Source organism: Nocardiopsis sp. iso_25 (assembly GCF_056173305.1).
The window spans coordinates 6281754-6295596 of record NZ_CM149667.1; the positions used below are offsets into that span (position 1 = coordinate 6281754).

Consider the following 13843-nt stretch of genomic DNA (forward strand, 5'->3'; position numbering starts at 1 on the left):
TTCCCCCTGTCGGGACCGTTACCCCGCCGCACCGCTCGACGTCCCCTCCTCGCTGTTCTCGTGTCCCTCCCGCAACTCCTCGAACAGGCGCTCCAGGTCGGTGAGGAGCGCGCTGTGCACGGGCCAGCGTTCGGAGTCCCAGTCCTCGCTCATGCGCTCCCGTGCCCGGTCGATGCGCCGGAGTCCCCCCTCCAGACAGGAGTCCAGGTCGGCGGAGACGGTGTCGCGCTCGGGTTCCCCGGCCTGGTGGACGGCGTCGAGGGCGTCCGCCGCCGCGTCCAGGAGGGGGGAGAGTTCGCGGAGGAAGGCGTCGCTCGGCTCGGGGAAGCGCGACCGGCCTCCGCTGGCGGAGCGGAGGGTGCGGACGAGGGACTGGATGTGGCGCCCGGACCTGCCCAGGGCGAGGATCCAGCCGTAGTAGGCCTTCGGCGCCCTCTTCCGTGAGGGACCGGGCAGGAGCCGACGCGGGTTCAGGCGCGCCCGGTACTCCTGCTGGGAGACCGATTCCCGGGCGTTGCGCTCGGTGTTGTCGAACCCCTGCGCGACACGGGCCCAGTAGTCGGCGTCCGTGAGCCCCTCTCCGCCCTCGCGGAGCGCCTCGGCCATCTCACGGGTGAGGTCGCGCAGGCCGTCGGCGAAGTCGAGCACGGCGCTCTCGGCGTCGCGGAAGCGGATGGCGGGCGCGAAGACCGTGTTCGTCACAACGGCGGTCCCGGCCCCCACCAGCACCATGAGCAGCAGCGTTCCGAGGTCCACGGGGCTGCCCGCGGTACCTCCCGCAAGCGCGAACGACGCCACCACGGGTATCTGCTTGCCCTGGTCACCGAAGACCGTGAACTGCCCCACCGTCACCGCGAGGAGCACGGCCAGGGCGAAGAACCACACGTTGAGCCCCACGGTGAGTCCGGTCAGGCCCGCGATCAGCGCACCCAGGAAGACCGCGGGGACGTAGCGCAGGGACTGGAGCACCGACCCGTACACGCTGGGGCGCACCACCAGGAGGGCGGAGAAGGGTGCGAAGCCGACCTGGGCGGAGTCCACCATGAGCGCGCCCAGGGCCCAGGCTCCGGTGGAGGCGATGACGCACTTGGCGATGATGACCGCGGTCTCGCGCTCGTAGCCGCGCCGCTCGACGATCCGGCGCAGTACCTCGCGGGCGTTGGCCGCGGTGCGCCTCAGCCGTTCGGTGACCATCCGGCCCCCGCCCTACGGTCTCGTGACGTCTCCCGCGCGAACTCCTCGACCAGGTCGGCGACCTGTCCGGGGGCGGCGGCGGTGAGCGCGTGGGGCTGTCCCGGCAGGGTCACGAGCCGTCCCCGGGGCAGCAACCGGGCGGCCTCCCGCGCCCAGGGCCCCGGGCAGAGCGGGTCCCGGCCCCCGCGCAGGACCAGGGTCGGCTGCACCACCCTCGGCAGGACAGTCTCGATCCGGTGCTCGCGGCTGGCCAGGAGACTGCGGACGTCCCTGCGCGGTCCCGCGTCCCAGTAGTCGGCCACGACGGAGCGGATCACGGAGAGGTCCTCTCGCATGCCGTCGCGCAGCAGGCGCGCGGCCAACTCGGGCAGCGAGCGGGCCCCGGGGTCCGTCGTGGGCCCGGCCAGCACGAGCGGCCCGACCTCGTCGGGCGCGCGCACCGCGGCCTCGGCGACCACCTGCGTTCCGAGGGAGAGCCCGAGCAGGCAGGGCCGCTCGATCCCGCGGACGCGGAGCCACTCCAGGAGGGAGTCCGCGAGTCCGGTGACCGTGGGCGCGTGGTCGGGTGAGGTGCTCGCGCCGAACCCCGGCAGGTCGACGGCCCAGGCGGGTGTCCTCCCCTCCAGGGCCCTGACCACGGGCAGCGTCTGGCGGGAGGAGATCCCCGCGCCGTGCACGCAGACCACCGGCGGCCCCTGTCCGGGTACGTGCCACCAGGCCATCGACGCCCTTCCGACCACGTCCGCGCCCCTGCGGGCCTCCATGCCTACCCCCGAACGGCCTCCTCGGCACCGGTCATGTGGTCGCCACATCTACCCAGGGCCCCCGCCTTCAACCCACTCCCCGCCGAGGCGTGTGGAGACGCCGCGGGGCGGTCAGGGAGGTACACGCAAGGGTGTGCGCGCGAAGGGAGCCGGGAGATGGGCAGGAAGTCGGATTCGCCTCCGAAGCACCCGTGGTTGCGGGGGGCCGTGCGGGGTGTCGCGGGTGCGATGGCCATGAGCGGTATGCGGCAGTTGGAGGTCGGAGCGGGGTTCGTGCGGCGCACACCGCCCGAGGCCGTCCTGGCGGAGGGCGTGCCCGCCCTGCTGGAGGGCGTTCCCCCGGAGCGGAGGAAGGCCGCGATCGAACTGGCCCACTGGGGGTACGGGGCGGCTGCGGGCAGCGTCTTCGCGCTGCTGCCGCGCCGGGTGAGGCGGTGGCGGCTGGCCGGGCCGGTCTTCGGGGTGGCGGTCTGGAGCGCGTACGAGCTGGCCGTGGCCCCCGCGCTCGGCCTCGCCCACGCGCGCAGGCACCGGCCCCGGGAGCGGTGGGCGTTCCTGGTCGACCACGTGGTCTTCGGGCTCATGGTCGGGGAGCCGCCCGAGAGCGTGGTGGCCGGAACCGGGGATTCCGGGGACGACGCGGAGGAGAGGTGCTGCTGCGGGGGCCACGGGAGCGCCGGGGACCGTGGGGGCCGCCGGGGACACCGGGGGCGCGGAGGCCGCCGGAAGTACGGGGGACACGGAAGCCACTGCGACCACGGCAGCCACGGGCACCACGCGGACGACGACGGCCCCGGGGTTCACGGTGGTCACGGGAAGCAAAGGAAGCAAGGGAAGCACGGGAAGCGGGGCAAGCGGCACCGGTCCTGACGGCGCCGGAGCCGGGGCGTGCTCTGCGGGCTCCGGTCCGGGGGTGTCCGGGGGTGTCCGGGACCGGCGCGGCGCCCCGGGGAGACCGGCCGGAACAGTCGCCGGTGCGGTGCGGCACCCCTACCCGCACCTCGGAGAGGTCCGACGGTCGGGACACGCCGCGGGTACAGGATCACCGCGGAGGAGGTCCCCGGCGGATCCTCCCGGTCGGACCGGACGCGGCGCCCCGCGCGTCACGGCGCCACGCCCGAGCGGTGCCGGTGCTCACCGGCCGCAGGGGCGTGGCGGCACCGGCTCAGGGGACGGCGGCGCTACTCCTGGGCCTTCTGGAGGCGCACGTACGCCAACTGGAGCCAGTCGGACACCGCCACGGCGCTGAATACCGCCCCGGTCCCCCGGGTCACCCCGGGGGCGAACACCAGGCCGAAGGCGTAGGCCGTGGCGATCCACTGCGCGGTGCAGAACGGGCAGGTGATCAGCTCGCCGACCGCCCGGCGGGCGCCCTGGCCGCGTACCTCCTCGGCCAGCTCGGCCGGGGCCGAGACCCCCTGGAAGCGGGTGAAGAACGCCCGGAGCGGGCTGGTGACCGCGTCCTTGGCCAGCATCCGGGACAGCTTGTGCGTGGTCAGCCCCATCAGCGCCAGGTCCCACGGGCCCACGCTCTCGGCCCTGCGCCTGCCCCGGAACCGGCTCGCGGCGAGCAGCCCGACCCCCACCAGCGCCAGGTAGCCCGAGGCCACGGCCGTGTACCCGAAGAGGGGCTGGTCGCTGTCGCCCCGGTAGGCCTCCGCCTCCTCCTGGATCGTCTCCTTGATGTCCCCGGTGGTGTCGTGGTCAGCCATCTGCTCCGGTCCTCCTTCGTCGTGTCGCGCCGCTCGACCTGTCGCGCACCCACGAGTGCAGCGCCTCCCCGTCCCCGGCCTGGTCGAGGTTGACCGCCGCCTCGATCAGCGCGAGGTGGGTGAAGGCCTGGGGGAAGTTGCCCAGCATGGTGCCGTCGGCGGCCATCTCCTCCGCGTGCAGTCCGAGCTCTCCAGAGCTCCCGCACAGTTCCTCGAACCTCCGCCGCGCCTCCTCGGTCCGCCCGGCGAGCACCAGGGCGGAGACCATGTCGAAGGAGCAGAGGAGGAAGGCGCCCTCCGGGGTGCCCAGTCCGTCGTCGGTCGTCTCGGGGTCGTACCTGCGGATGAGTCCGCCCTCTCCGCCCAGCTCCGCGTCCACCCGCTCCAGGGTCGCGAGCACGCGCGGGTCGGTCCCCTCCAGGAAGCCCAGGAGCGGGATCCGCAGCAGCGATCCGTCCACGTGGGACGAGCAGTAGGACTGCGTGAAGGTCCCGGCCTCCGCGTCGTAGCCCCGGTCGAGGACGTCCCGGCGCACGGCGTCCAACTCCTTGCGCCACTGGTCGAGCGGGACGTCGTCACCCGCCTTGCCGGACTCGGTGGCCAGCTGGACCCCGCGGTCCAGGCAGACCCAGGCGTAGACCTTGGAACTCGTCCAGTGCCGCGGCCGCGACCGCACCTCCCACATGCCGTCGTCCGGCTCGCGCCAGATCCGGCACGCCGCGTCGACCATCGAGGAGAGCTGTTCGACGTCCCCGCGCCCGAGCCCGCCGGTGGCCTCCTCGTAGGACAGCGCGGCGTCGAGCACGTGCCCGTACACGTCCAGCTGGTGCTGCGAGTAGGCGTCGTTGCCGACGCGGACCGGTCTGGACCCGGCGTGTCCGGCGAGGTGGTCCAGGGTCTCCTCCCCGGGCGGCGGCTGTTCGTCCACCGCCTGCACCGGGGGGATCCAGTCGATCGGCTGGCCGCACATCCGCAGCAGGAAGCGCAGGTAGTGCCCGGCCTCCTCGGCGTGCCCGAGCCGCAGGAAGGCCAGGACGACGAGCGCGGCGTCGCGGTGCCAGACGTAGCGGTAGTCCCAGTTGCGCGGGCCTCCCGGCCACTCGGGCAGGGACGTGGTGGGCGCGGCGATCAGGGCGCCGCTCTCCTCGTGGAGCAGGCCGCGCAGGGTGAGGGCGCTGCGGCGCACGTGCGTGGCGCCGACCCCGTCGTAGTCGGTCAGCCCGGACCACTCCCGCCAGGCGTCCAGGGTCTCCCGCAGCAGCGCCCGCCCCTCCCCCGGGCCGACGCGGCGCCCGCCCTCCAGGTAGTCCAGGGCGAACACGGCGGTGTCCCCCTCGGCGAGCTCCACGCGGTACTCCGGCACGCCGTCCCGCGCGAGCACGGGCGCGGGCGAACCGGACAGCAGCGGCCCCGAGGCCTCCCGCAGGCCGCCGTCCACCCGTTCCCACACGGGTTCGGCACGCGCGAAGTCGGGCCCGGCGTCGAACCGCGAGCGCACGGACGTGCTCCCGGAGCGGCACTCGACGACCCGCAGGAGGAAACCCTCCCGGTACAGGCCCGTCCCGCCCTCCCGCGACCGTCGCACCGCGAGCAGGTCGCGGACGGCCACCTCCGTGTCCGTGCCCCGCCAGAGCGTCTCCAGGACGAGCGTGTCGTCGACGTAGGCGCGTCCGGCCGGGCTCGCCCCCTCGACCTCCAGGGTCCACCCGCCTCCGCGCGGGTCCAGGATGCCCGAGACGAGGGCGGGCCCGTCGAACCGGGGAACGCACAGCCAGTCGACGGTGCCGTCGGGTGTGGTGAGCGCGGCGGTGTGGCAGTCCGAGAGGAAGCCGTGGTCGCCGATGCTCGCGGCGCCCTGTGCCATCCGCACCTCCGAGTCGTGTCGTGTTCCCGGGAACCCCTCATGTGCGACTGCCCCGGGGCGCCCCCGGCGAAACGACAGCTCAGAAGCTTGCCGAGGCATGTACATACCGGGCGGCGCTCGCGGGTAGCGGAGGGGGCGAAGGGCCGGAAGCGGCCGTGTCGACCCGTGTGGGGGTGGCCGAGGTGGCCGGGAGACCGAACGGCCGGATCGCGGTGGTCAGCGGAGCCAGCGCGGGCGTCGGAAGGGCGACCGCGCGCGAGTTCGCCCGGCGGGGGTACACCGTCGCGCTGCTCGCGCGGGGGCGGACGGGGCTGGAGGCCGCCGCGGAGGAGGCCCGCGCCGAGGGCGTGACCGCGCTGCCGCTGCGGGTCGACGCGAGCGACGCCGAGGCGGTGCGCGGGGCCCTGGCCCGGGTCGAGTCGGAGCTGGGACCGGTGGACGTGTGGGTGAACTGCGTGCTCGCCACGGTCATCTCGCCGTTCATGGAGGTGGAGCCGGAGGAGTACCGCCGGGTCACCGACGTCTGCTACCACGGCTACGTGTACGGCACCCGGGCCGCCCTGGAGCGCATGCTGCCCCGGGACCGGGGGGTGATCGTGCAGGTCGGGTCGGCCCTGGCCTACCGCGGCATCCCCCTGCAGGCGGCGTACTGCGGGGCCAAGCACGCGATACGCGGGTTCACCGACTCCGTACGGGCCGAGCTGATCCACCGCGGATCGGGCGTCCGGGTGACGGAGGTGCACCTGCCCGCGGTGAACACCCCGCAGTTCACCTGGACGCGCGCGCACCTGGACGGCCGCCGCCCGCGCCCCGTGGCCCCCGTGTACCAACCCGAGGTCGCGGCCCGGGCGATCGTCTGGGGTGCCGAGCACCCGGGGCGGCGCCGGTACTGGGTGGGGATCTCGACGGTGGCCACCGTCCTGGGCCAGCGGTTCGCACCGAGGGTGCTCGACTGGCAGCTGGGGCTCACCGGACGCAGGAGCCAGGTCCGCGACGCCCATCCGCCCGCGCGCGACAACCTGTTCCGTCCCCTGGACGACGAGCACGACTTCGGCGCGCACGGCGAGTTCGACGACGAGTCGCGCGAGTCGAGCCTGCTCCAGGAACTGAGCCAGCGGCGCGGCACCGTGGCCCTGCTGGGCGCCGCGGGGTTCGCGGTGGGAGCCGCGGGCTACGCGGTCGCACGGGGAGCGCACCGACGGCCCTGACCAGCAACGAAGCCGAAACCGAGGGGGAAGAGCATGGCCGAGCACGATCCCGCCGTCGACGAGGCGTGGGAGGAGTTCCACGCGGTGGTGAACATGACCGGGGAACAGCTGCGCGAGTGGCTGCTCACGAGCGCCTCGGGCGAGGACGCCTTCCGCACCGAACCGGGGCACACGGTGTCCCGGCGGGGCGAGGCGGTCGTGAACCTGCTGAACAAGCGCCGTGTGGACGCAACGGAGGCCGACGTCGAGCTGATGCGCGAGGTGACCGAGTACGTCCGCGGCCAGCTGGCGGACCCGCGCCGCGAGGACGCGGCGTGGCGGCACCGGCTGATGTCGGTGGGGCACGACCCGCTCAGCCCCGACTCGGTGCGTCCCGACGAGGAGGACCTCACCGGGTAGCGGTCGCGGTGGAGGCCGGGGCGGGCACGCGTGCCCGCCCCGACGCGTGTCGGCGGCGGCCCGCGGAGCCGCCCTCGCGGGGCGGGGCGTCTCTTCGCCGGGAAGACCACCTGTCGCAAGGTCGACAGCCACCGCTGGGTTCGGGCGGGTTCTCTCTGCTGGAGTACATGCGCGGAGAAGGCCAGCGCCGCAGTGAGGCCGCTGACGACCATGGCCGCACCGGGCCCCTCGTACCGGTGCGGCCTCCATGGTGGTCGGTTGCCCCGCTTGGCGGATCAGACCAGTAAGCCGGTGAGGTGGTGGGCGAGGGCCCCGGCGGCGGTAGCGAGGGCGTAGCCCGCGACCGTCCAGCCCACGCGGCGGCGGGGTTTGCGGTGGCTCGCTGTGCGGCGGGGACGGTCCGACCTGCGCGGCAGCGGCGGCGGGTCGGGCCCGGGTCCGTCGTTGGAACGGTGTACCGGTGACTGGACTGGGCCGACACAGCCAGAAAAGCTCGGATCGTACAGTGGCAGTGCGTACGACCTTGGCACTTCAAGCACCAAGGCCCCGACTTCCTCGGAGGCGAGATGGGTCCGCGACCCGGGCTGAACGACGACTCAGCGTCCTACGTGACCGCGCGCCCCGCCGGTGCGTCCGACCCCTGGACCGCTCAGAAGGGCCCGACCGCACAACGACTCGTGGAGGTCGGCGAAGTGGACGCCCCGGCGGAGGTAGCCGAAGCGCTGAGGGGCCAGGACCGGGTCGTGGTGCGCCGTCGAGTGATGCTCTTCGACGGCGTTCCCGTCGAACTCACGGACTCCTACTATCCGCTCTCCGTCGCGTCGGACACGCCCCTGGCCGAAAAACGCAAGATACGCGGTGGCGCGCCCACCCTGCTCAGCGAACTCGGGTACGCCGCACACGAGGCCGTCGAGGACGTGTCAGCACGTCCCGCGACGGCTACCGAGGCGGAGGCGCTGGACCTTCCCGCCGGGAACACCGTTCTTGTGCTGCTGAGGACGAGCCGTACGGCGGACGGCATCCCCTTCGAGGTATCCCGCATGGTGATGCGTCCCGAAGGACGCCACCTGCGTTACCGGCTGCTCGTGGGTGAGAGCTCATGAGACGAGAGGACACCCGTCCGCGACACCAGCAGATCGCCGCGTTCCTGCGCGCGGCGATCATGTGCGGGGAGCTGGAGCCAGGTGAACGCCTCCCCACAACGCAACAGCTCATGGAGCGCTACGAGGTCACCGGCCAGACCGTGCAGCGCACCCTCCAGGTCCTCAAGGAAGAGGGCTTCGTCGTCGGCAGACCCGGTGTGGGCGTGTTCGTGCGCGCTGAGACTCCGTTGGTGGTCCAGGTGGCCTCCTACCTCTCCCCACCCCTTCGGGGCGAAGCCCACCCGTGGATGTCCCGTGCTGACGAACGCGGTCAACGAGGAACCGCGAAGCTCCTCGACGTCATGCGGGTGAAGCCGCCCAACCAGGTCGCGGAGGCTCTCGGCGCCGCCCCCGACGAAGAGGTGGTACTGCGACACCAGCTCCTGTCGCTCGACGACGAACCTGTCGAGCTGGTGTGGAACTACTATCCTCTGTCCGTCGCCGACGGCACCCCGCTGGAGCGCAGAGCACGCGTCCGGGGAGGTTCTCCCGCCTTGCTGGCCGACCTCGGTTGCCCGCCGCGCGAGCACGTCGATCGGGTGTCCGTGCGCCTCGCCACCTCCGAGGAGTTCAGAGCCCTGGAACTCCCGGACGACGTGCCGGTCCTGCGGACCCTCCGCACGGTCTACAGCGACGACGGACGCCCCGTGGAGGCCTCGGTCCTGGTCAAGGGCGGTCACCGCCACGAACTGGCGTACCGGGGCACGATTTCCTGAGGCCAGCGGTCCTCCTCCTGGAAAGGGTGCGGCTTCGCGATATCACCTTGATGGTTTACGTAGCAAGGTAGTGAGGTAGAAACTCCTCGGGAACACCCCCTCTTCCTCCCAGGAGCGCGCCCGTGCTGGAAGACTTCGAACGTGCCAGGATCGCCGACTACTTCGCCTGTGTCTCCCAAGGCCTGCCGAACGGACGCAGGGCCTGCGCCATCGCGATCACCCACCTCCTGCCCGAACGCCCCGCGTTCCTGCACGCCCTCGCCGGGGTGGCCGACCTGCGCGCCGTACTCCCCAAGCCCAAGAGCATCGACGAGACGGCGCGCGCCGAGGCATCCCGCCACTGGCGGTGCGACGAACTCGACCGCGCCAGGTTCGCGACGGCCGATGACGTACTGGACTATCTGGAGACCACCGTTCCAGGCCAGCAGGTGGTACTGCTCGACATCGGCGGTTACTTCGCGCCCGCCCTACCGCAGGTGTGCGACCGCTTCTCCGGGCACATCCTCGGAGTGGTCGAGGACACCGAGAACGGCCACCGCCGCCATCTCGCCCACGGCAAGCCCCCCTGCCCGGTCTACAGCGTGGCGCGCTCCCCGTTGAAGATTCCGGAGGACTTCCTCGTCGGCCAGTCCATCGTCTTCTCAGCCGAGGCGCTGATCCGCTCCCGCGGCGACATCCTCTACGGGCGAGGCGCCACCGTCATCGGTTTCGGAAAGCTCGGCTCGTCCGTAGCGGGGATGCTGCACGCACGCAACGTCCGCGTGACCGTCTACGACACCGACCCGATCAAACTCACCCACGCCATGGCCCAGGGCTTCCACACGGCTCCGTCCCTGCGACAGGCACTGTGCGGAGCGGGAATCATCATCGGCGCGACCGGCAATCTGGCCCTGAAGCGCGCTGACTTCGCACGTGTGCCCAACGGCTCCTACATCGCCTCGGTCACCTCCTCCGACGACGAGATGGAACTGGAGGAGATCAAGAACGCCTACGCGCGCGAACAGCTCAGTGCGAGCATCACCCGCTACTCGCGAACAGGTCACTACTTCTACGTCCTCAACGGCGGCAACGCCGTGAACTTCCTGCACGGAGCCAGCGTGGGCGCGTTCATCTTCCTCGTCCAGGCCGAACTCCTCGCGGCGGTCTCCCTGCTGGCCAACCGGGAGCACGAGACAGCCCATCACGAACTCCCCTCCGATATCCGCGAATCGATTGCGGCGACCTGGCTCGACCACTTCACTGGAGCAGCATGAGCATCCCGAACACCCACATCCGCGCCGTGCTGGACGGCTACCTGCGCCGGTTTCCGGAGGAGGCCGAATCCGTCGGGCTCCTCCGACGCGCCCTGGACTCCGACCACGAACTGTCATCACGCAAGGAGTTCCGCATCGGACACGCCACCGCCGGGGCGATCGTCCTCGATCCTCGGGGACGGGTCCTGCTGATCCACCACAACGCGCTCGACACCTGGCTGCTGCCCGGCGGGCACCTGGAGCCCGAGGACGGCGCCCTGTATGAGGCCTCACTGCGGGAGCTGAAGGAGGAGACCGGGATCGTCCCCGAACGGACGGAGACCGAGAGCGTCACGAACACGCTGCCGATCGACCTGGACATCCACCAGATCCCGGCCAACCCGGTGAAGGGTGAGCCCGAGCACTGGCACTTCGACTTCCGCTATCTCCACCGTGTGCGGGAGTCGTCAGTACGACTCCAGGCCGAGGAGGTCGGCGACCACGCCTGGCGTCCCCACAGCGAGACCGGACAGGCGCGTCTGGCGGAGAAGGTCACGCGGGCCCTCAGCGGCTGAGAAACGGAAGCAGAAGAGGCTGGGACGGCCGCACCGGGCCCCTCGTACCGGTGCGGCCTCCATGGTGGTCAGTTGCCCCGCTTGGCGGATCAGGCCAGTAACTGGGCGAGGTGGTGGGCGAGGGCCCCGGCTGCGGTGGCCAGGGCGTAGCCCGCGACCGTCCAGCCCAGGCGGCGGCGGGGTTTGCGGTGGCTCGCTGTGCGGCGGGGGCGGTCCGACCTGCGCGGCAGCGGCGGCGGAGGCGTGCGCTCGCGCCGTGGGCGGGGGACCGGCAGGGTTTCGGGGCCGGGGCCGTCGCCGGGGGTCTCCCTGGGGACTGGTCGGGGAGCGGGCCCGCGCCCGGGTCCGGGTCGGGGCCTGGGCCTCGGGCGGGGGCGGGGCTCCGGATCAGGGGCAGAGGCCCCGTGCGGGCGGGATTTCCGGGACTCGGACTCGATCATCCAGGCGGGCACGTCCCCGTGGGTGAGCCGGTAGCGCAGCCGGGGTGTGTCCGGCATCCGGGCGAGCAGTTCGCGCTCGCGCGGGGTCCGGCCCAGCGAGACGAGCGGAGGCGGCGGGGCTGGCGCCGGACGCTTGGCCGGGCGGTCCGCTGTCCGGGCTCCCGGGCGGCCGAAGCGCTGGCCCCGGGGTGCGTCCAGGACGCGTCGCATGTCCGAGGAGAGCGCGGGCGCGGCGGGTGTGAGGACGGGCGCGGTCATCGGACGTCCTCCGGGGCAGACGCGGCGGAGGCGTTGGCCGCGGAGGCGGAAGCGACGGAGGCGGCGGAGGGGGTGTCGGGGTCTGAGGGCAGGTCGAAGTCCGCCCACAGCACGGTGCCGAGCCCCTCGCAGAACGGGAAGCCGACCACCTGTCGGGTGCCCCAGCGCGCGGCGAGGTGGTGGATGAGCAGCAGGCCCCGGCCGCGTTCGGCCTCGTGCCAGTCCCGTTCGGTGCGCTGGCGGGGGATGCGCGGGCGGGTGTCGGTGTCGCGGTAGCCGTCGTCGATGACCGAGAGTCGGAGCGTGCGCTCGTCCGGGACGGTCAGCGTGCGGATGACACGACCGCCGTCCTCGCCGGAACGGGTGTGCTCGCAGGAGTTCGCAAACATCTCGCTGGCGCACAGCACGATCGAGTCGACCAGGTCCGGGTCCAAGCCGTGCGATTCGTCGGGCGAAGCGGACGTGCTGGTCAGGTCGTGGCGCAGGTCGGCGCGCACTCGCGCGGTGGTGTCCAGGGTCCCGGGGTAGAGGCGTGGTTTCCACAGGCTGTGGATAACGGGGGGCGCGCACTCGGGTGCGGGGTTACGCGGCAGAATGAACATGCCAGGGGCTCCTTCGGAGACGTTTGAAACTGACTGGCCGCGCCCTGGGGGTGTTACGTCACCCGCCAGGGCTTTAACGTGCCCGGCCGGAGGCGGTACGCGGGGGTAGTCCGCGAGCCTCTCGAACGGGGGATGGACGAGAGCGGGGCGGTCGTCGCTGTCGTCCTGGGCGTTGCCACGCGGGCAACGGGTGTGGGTCCTGTGGCCGCCGTTCTCGGTGCGACAGCAGGCGGGACAGGTCCACGGGGTTGTGGGGCGGGGTGGTCCGTTCATTCGACGGTCCTCGCCTCTATCCGCTCCGCCGCGACCGGGTAGGCCACTGAGCGGTTTCCGCTGCGGGTGATGGCACCTCCAAGCCCAGAGGATTCTTCCGCCCCAATCACGTGTCTGGCTTCCAGAAGTCCCGTGAGGACCGCTACAGGACTGCGTGCGCCCTCACTCGTTCTTGTGCGTGTCCAACGGTCAACAGCCATGACAGCTCTCCTCACAGAGTTCCGCAGACGCCCACCCTGAGTCACCGAGTGCGCGAAGACAGTTACAGTACACATCAGGAAAGTCGCATATGCAATCCGCATCTACAGATTTCTTGCGGGAGTTTGGCCAGCCCGCGATGAAGGGGCACGATGGACCTCATGACTATGAGCCCGACTGTCGCGCAATGGCAGCTTGCGACCGAATTGCGCAAATTGCGCGCTGATCGGAAGTTGTCTGAGATCGCCCGCGCCATCAAGGTGAACGTCTCCACCGTGTCCCGCTGGGAGACCCCTGGTGTAGAGGGAGTCATTCCAGGCCCGGGGAGCCTTGAACGTCTGCTGGAGTACTACGACCTCGATAACGAGTCCATCCAGCGCTTCCTGCACATGCGTAAGGAAGCCAGATCATCCGGCTGGTGGCAGTCCAGCGGTGTGGCCGAGGACTACGGCACCTACATCGGCCTGGAAAGCGCGGCTCGGCGCATACGGACATACGAACCGGTACTGATCCCCGGACTGATGCAGACCGAAGGCTACGTCCGTGCTCTCTTCAAGGGGACAATGCCGAGCGCACGCCCAGAGGTGGTGGACGCCGGTGTTGAGGTTCGTCTGGGCCGTCAGGAGGCGTGGCGATCGAGGGGTACACACCTGTGGGCCATCGTCAATGAAGCGGCGATCCGCACCCAAGTCGGAGGCTCTAGGCTGATGGCCGAGCAGATCCGACACCTCGTCCAGATTGCGGAGCAACCCAATGTGACGCTACAGGTGCTCCCGTTCGAGGCTGGTGCCCATGCCGCTCTGGTCATCGGCGAGTTCACTCTCCTCACACTGGATGAGCTGTCGGTTCTCGTGACCATCACTGACAACACAAGCCTCTTCTGGGACGACCAGGGCGCTTTGGAGCAGCACACCAACGTGTTCGAGCGTCTGCTGGCGGATGCTTGGCGCCCAGCGCAGACAGTCGAGTTCCTAGCCAGTACGGCTGAGGCCTTGGAGAAGGAGTAAACGATGCAGCCGAGCAAAATGAACTGGTTCAAGTCCAGCTACAGCGGAACGTCGACCAACTGCGTCGAGGTGGCACACATGCCGACGTCGTTCCGCAAGTCGTCCTACAGCGGCAGCAACGGCAACTGCGTGGAGGTGGCCGACACCCCCGCCTTCTCCGCCGTCCGCGACACCCAGAACCGCGACCTGGGCACGCTCACCTTCGACCCCGCCGAGTGGCGCGCCTTCCTCAGCACCACCACGACCGACGCGCGCTGAC

The 13843-nt window shown here is 71.4% G+C and carries 15 protein-coding genes; 9 read left to right on the top strand and 6 right to left on the bottom strand.

Features of this window, described 5'->3' with window-relative positions; all coding sequences use genetic code 11:
• Positions 1 to 18: 18 nt before the first annotated feature.
• Both AC0VX6_RS27125 and AC0VX6_RS27130 read right to left on the bottom strand, forming a co-directional pair.
• A complete protein-coding gene (locus tag AC0VX6_RS27125) occupies positions 19 to 1194 on the bottom strand; it encodes an FUSC family protein (RefSeq protein WP_475466728.1) in 1176 nt (391 codons plus the stop codon).
• Positions 1176 to 1958, bottom strand: coding sequence for an alpha/beta fold hydrolase (locus AC0VX6_RS27130; protein WP_475466730.1), 783 nt, complete (start codon positions 1956 to 1958; stop codon positions 1176 to 1178). Before AC0VX6_RS27130 ends, AC0VX6_RS27125 begins: the two co-directional genes overlap by 19 nt.
• A 234-nt stretch (positions 1959 to 2192) precedes the next feature.
• On the opposite strand from AC0VX6_RS27130, the gene AC0VX6_RS27135 reads away from it, so the two are divergent.
• Entirely contained in the window at positions 2193 to 2828 is a 636-nt protein-coding gene (locus AC0VX6_RS27135; protein ID WP_368045807.1) for a hypothetical protein, read from the top strand.
• A 311-nt stretch (positions 2829 to 3139) separates the two neighbouring features.
• Here the strand turns inward: AC0VX6_RS27135 and AC0VX6_RS27140 are convergent, their stop codons facing one another.
• Positions 3140 to 3670, bottom strand: coding sequence for a DUF1360 domain-containing protein (locus AC0VX6_RS27140; protein ID WP_475466732.1), 531 nt, complete (start codon positions 3668 to 3670; stop codon positions 3140 to 3142).
• A complete protein-coding gene (locus AC0VX6_RS27145; RefSeq protein ID WP_475466734.1) occupies positions 3663 to 5534 on the bottom strand; it encodes a glycoside hydrolase family 15 protein in 1872 nt (623 codons plus the stop codon). Before AC0VX6_RS27145 ends, AC0VX6_RS27140 begins: the two co-directional genes overlap by 8 nt.
• A 155-nt stretch (positions 5535 to 5689) precedes the next feature.
• Here AC0VX6_RS27145 and AC0VX6_RS27150 point away from each other — a divergent pair, with 155 nt between their 5' ends.
• The 6 genes from AC0VX6_RS27150 (at position 5690) to AC0VX6_RS27175 (ending at position 10806) form a co-directional block, all read left to right on the top strand.
• Entirely contained in the window at positions 5690 to 6742 is a 1053-nt protein-coding gene (locus AC0VX6_RS27150) for an SDR family oxidoreductase (RefSeq protein ID WP_475466736.1), read from the top strand.
• A 33-nt stretch (positions 6743 to 6775) separates the two neighbouring features.
• On the top strand, positions 6776 to 7141 hold the full coding sequence (locus tag AC0VX6_RS27155) for a DUF3140 domain-containing protein (RefSeq protein ID WP_274975310.1): 366 nt from the start codon (positions 6776 to 6778) through the stop codon (positions 7139 to 7141).
• Positions 7142 to 7707: 566 nt separating this feature from the next.
• A complete protein-coding gene (locus tag AC0VX6_RS27160) occupies positions 7708 to 8244 on the top strand; it encodes a UTRA domain-containing protein (protein ID WP_274975311.1) in 537 nt (178 codons plus the stop codon).
• Positions 8241 to 8999, top strand: a complete 759-nt coding sequence (locus AC0VX6_RS27165) for a GntR family transcriptional regulator (RefSeq protein WP_274975312.1) — start codon at positions 8241 to 8243, stop codon at positions 8997 to 8999. Before AC0VX6_RS27160 ends, AC0VX6_RS27165 begins: the two co-directional genes overlap by 4 nt.
• Before the next feature lie 122 nt (positions 9000 to 9121).
• Positions 9122 to 10252 (top strand): NAD(P)-binding domain-containing protein, encoded by a 1131-nt coding sequence (locus AC0VX6_RS27170; protein ID WP_475466738.1) that lies wholly within the window; start codon positions 9122 to 9124, stop codon positions 10250 to 10252.
• A complete protein-coding gene (locus tag AC0VX6_RS27175; protein WP_274975314.1) occupies positions 10249 to 10806 on the top strand; it encodes an NUDIX hydrolase in 558 nt (185 codons plus the stop codon). The genes AC0VX6_RS27170 and AC0VX6_RS27175 overlap by 4 nt, the downstream gene beginning before the upstream one ends.
• 89 nt (positions 10807 to 10895) lie before the next feature.
• Here AC0VX6_RS27175 and AC0VX6_RS27180 read toward each other — a convergent pair whose 3' ends face one another.
• Positions 10896 to 11504 (bottom strand): hypothetical protein, encoded by a 609-nt coding sequence (locus AC0VX6_RS27180; RefSeq protein ID WP_475466740.1) that lies wholly within the window; start codon positions 11502 to 11504, stop codon positions 10896 to 10898.
• Positions 11501 to 12106 (bottom strand): ATP-binding protein, encoded by a 606-nt coding sequence (locus AC0VX6_RS27185; protein ID WP_475466742.1) that lies wholly within the window; start codon positions 12104 to 12106, stop codon positions 11501 to 11503. The genes AC0VX6_RS27180 and AC0VX6_RS27185 overlap by 4 nt, the downstream gene beginning before the upstream one ends.
• A 623-nt stretch (positions 12107 to 12729) precedes the next feature.
• On the opposite strand from AC0VX6_RS27185, the gene AC0VX6_RS27190 reads away from it, so the two are divergent.
• Together AC0VX6_RS27190 and AC0VX6_RS27195 are read left to right on the top strand one after the other, a co-directional pair.
• Complete coding sequence (locus AC0VX6_RS27190) at positions 12730 to 13584, top strand: helix-turn-helix domain-containing protein (RefSeq protein WP_475466744.1); 855 nt, start codon at positions 12730 to 12732, stop codon at positions 13582 to 13584.
• A gap of 3 nt (positions 13585 to 13587) precedes the next feature.
• Complete coding sequence (locus AC0VX6_RS27195; protein ID WP_274975318.1) at positions 13588 to 13842, top strand: DUF397 domain-containing protein; 255 nt, start codon at positions 13588 to 13590, stop codon at positions 13840 to 13842.
• The last annotated feature ends 1 nt before the right edge of the window (position 13843 follow it).

Coding starts and splice junctions, on each gene's coding strand:
- AC0VX6_RS27125 (WP_475466728.1), bottom strand. CDS start 1,194: ATGGTCACCGAACGGCTGAGGCGCACCGCGGCCAACGCCCGCGAGGTA.
- AC0VX6_RS27130 (WP_475466730.1), bottom strand. CDS start 1,958: ATGGAGGCCCGCAGGGGCGCGGACGTGGTCGGAAGGGCGTCGATGGCC.
- AC0VX6_RS27135 (WP_368045807.1), top strand. CDS start 2,193: ATGAGCGGTATGCGGCAGTTGGAGGTCGGAGCGGGGTTCGTGCGGCGC.
- AC0VX6_RS27140 (WP_475466732.1), bottom strand. CDS start 3,670: ATGGCTGACCACGACACCACCGGGGACATCAAGGAGACGATCCAGGAG.
- AC0VX6_RS27145 (WP_475466734.1), bottom strand. CDS start 5,534: ATGGCACAGGGCGCCGCGAGCATCGGCGACCACGGCTTCCTCTCGGAC.
- AC0VX6_RS27155 (WP_274975310.1), top strand. CDS start 6,776: ATGGCCGAGCACGATCCCGCCGTCGACGAGGCGTGGGAGGAGTTCCAC.
- AC0VX6_RS27160 (WP_274975311.1), top strand. CDS start 7,708: ATGGGTCCGCGACCCGGGCTGAACGACGACTCAGCGTCCTACGTGACC.
- AC0VX6_RS27165 (WP_274975312.1), top strand. CDS start 8,241: ATGAGACGAGAGGACACCCGTCCGCGACACCAGCAGATCGCCGCGTTC.
- AC0VX6_RS27175 (WP_274975314.1), top strand. CDS start 10,249: ATGAGCATCCCGAACACCCACATCCGCGCCGTGCTGGACGGCTACCTG.
- AC0VX6_RS27180 (WP_475466740.1), bottom strand. CDS start 11,504: ATGACCGCGCCCGTCCTCACACCCGCCGCGCCCGCGCTCTCCTCGGAC.
- AC0VX6_RS27185 (WP_475466742.1), bottom strand. CDS start 12,106: ATGTTCATTCTGCCGCGTAACCCCGCACCCGAGTGCGCGCCCCCCGTT.
- AC0VX6_RS27190 (WP_475466744.1), top strand. CDS start 12,730: ATGGACCTCATGACTATGAGCCCGACTGTCGCGCAATGGCAGCTTGCG.
- AC0VX6_RS27195 (WP_274975318.1), top strand. CDS start 13,588: ATGCAGCCGAGCAAAATGAACTGGTTCAAGTCCAGCTACAGCGGAACG.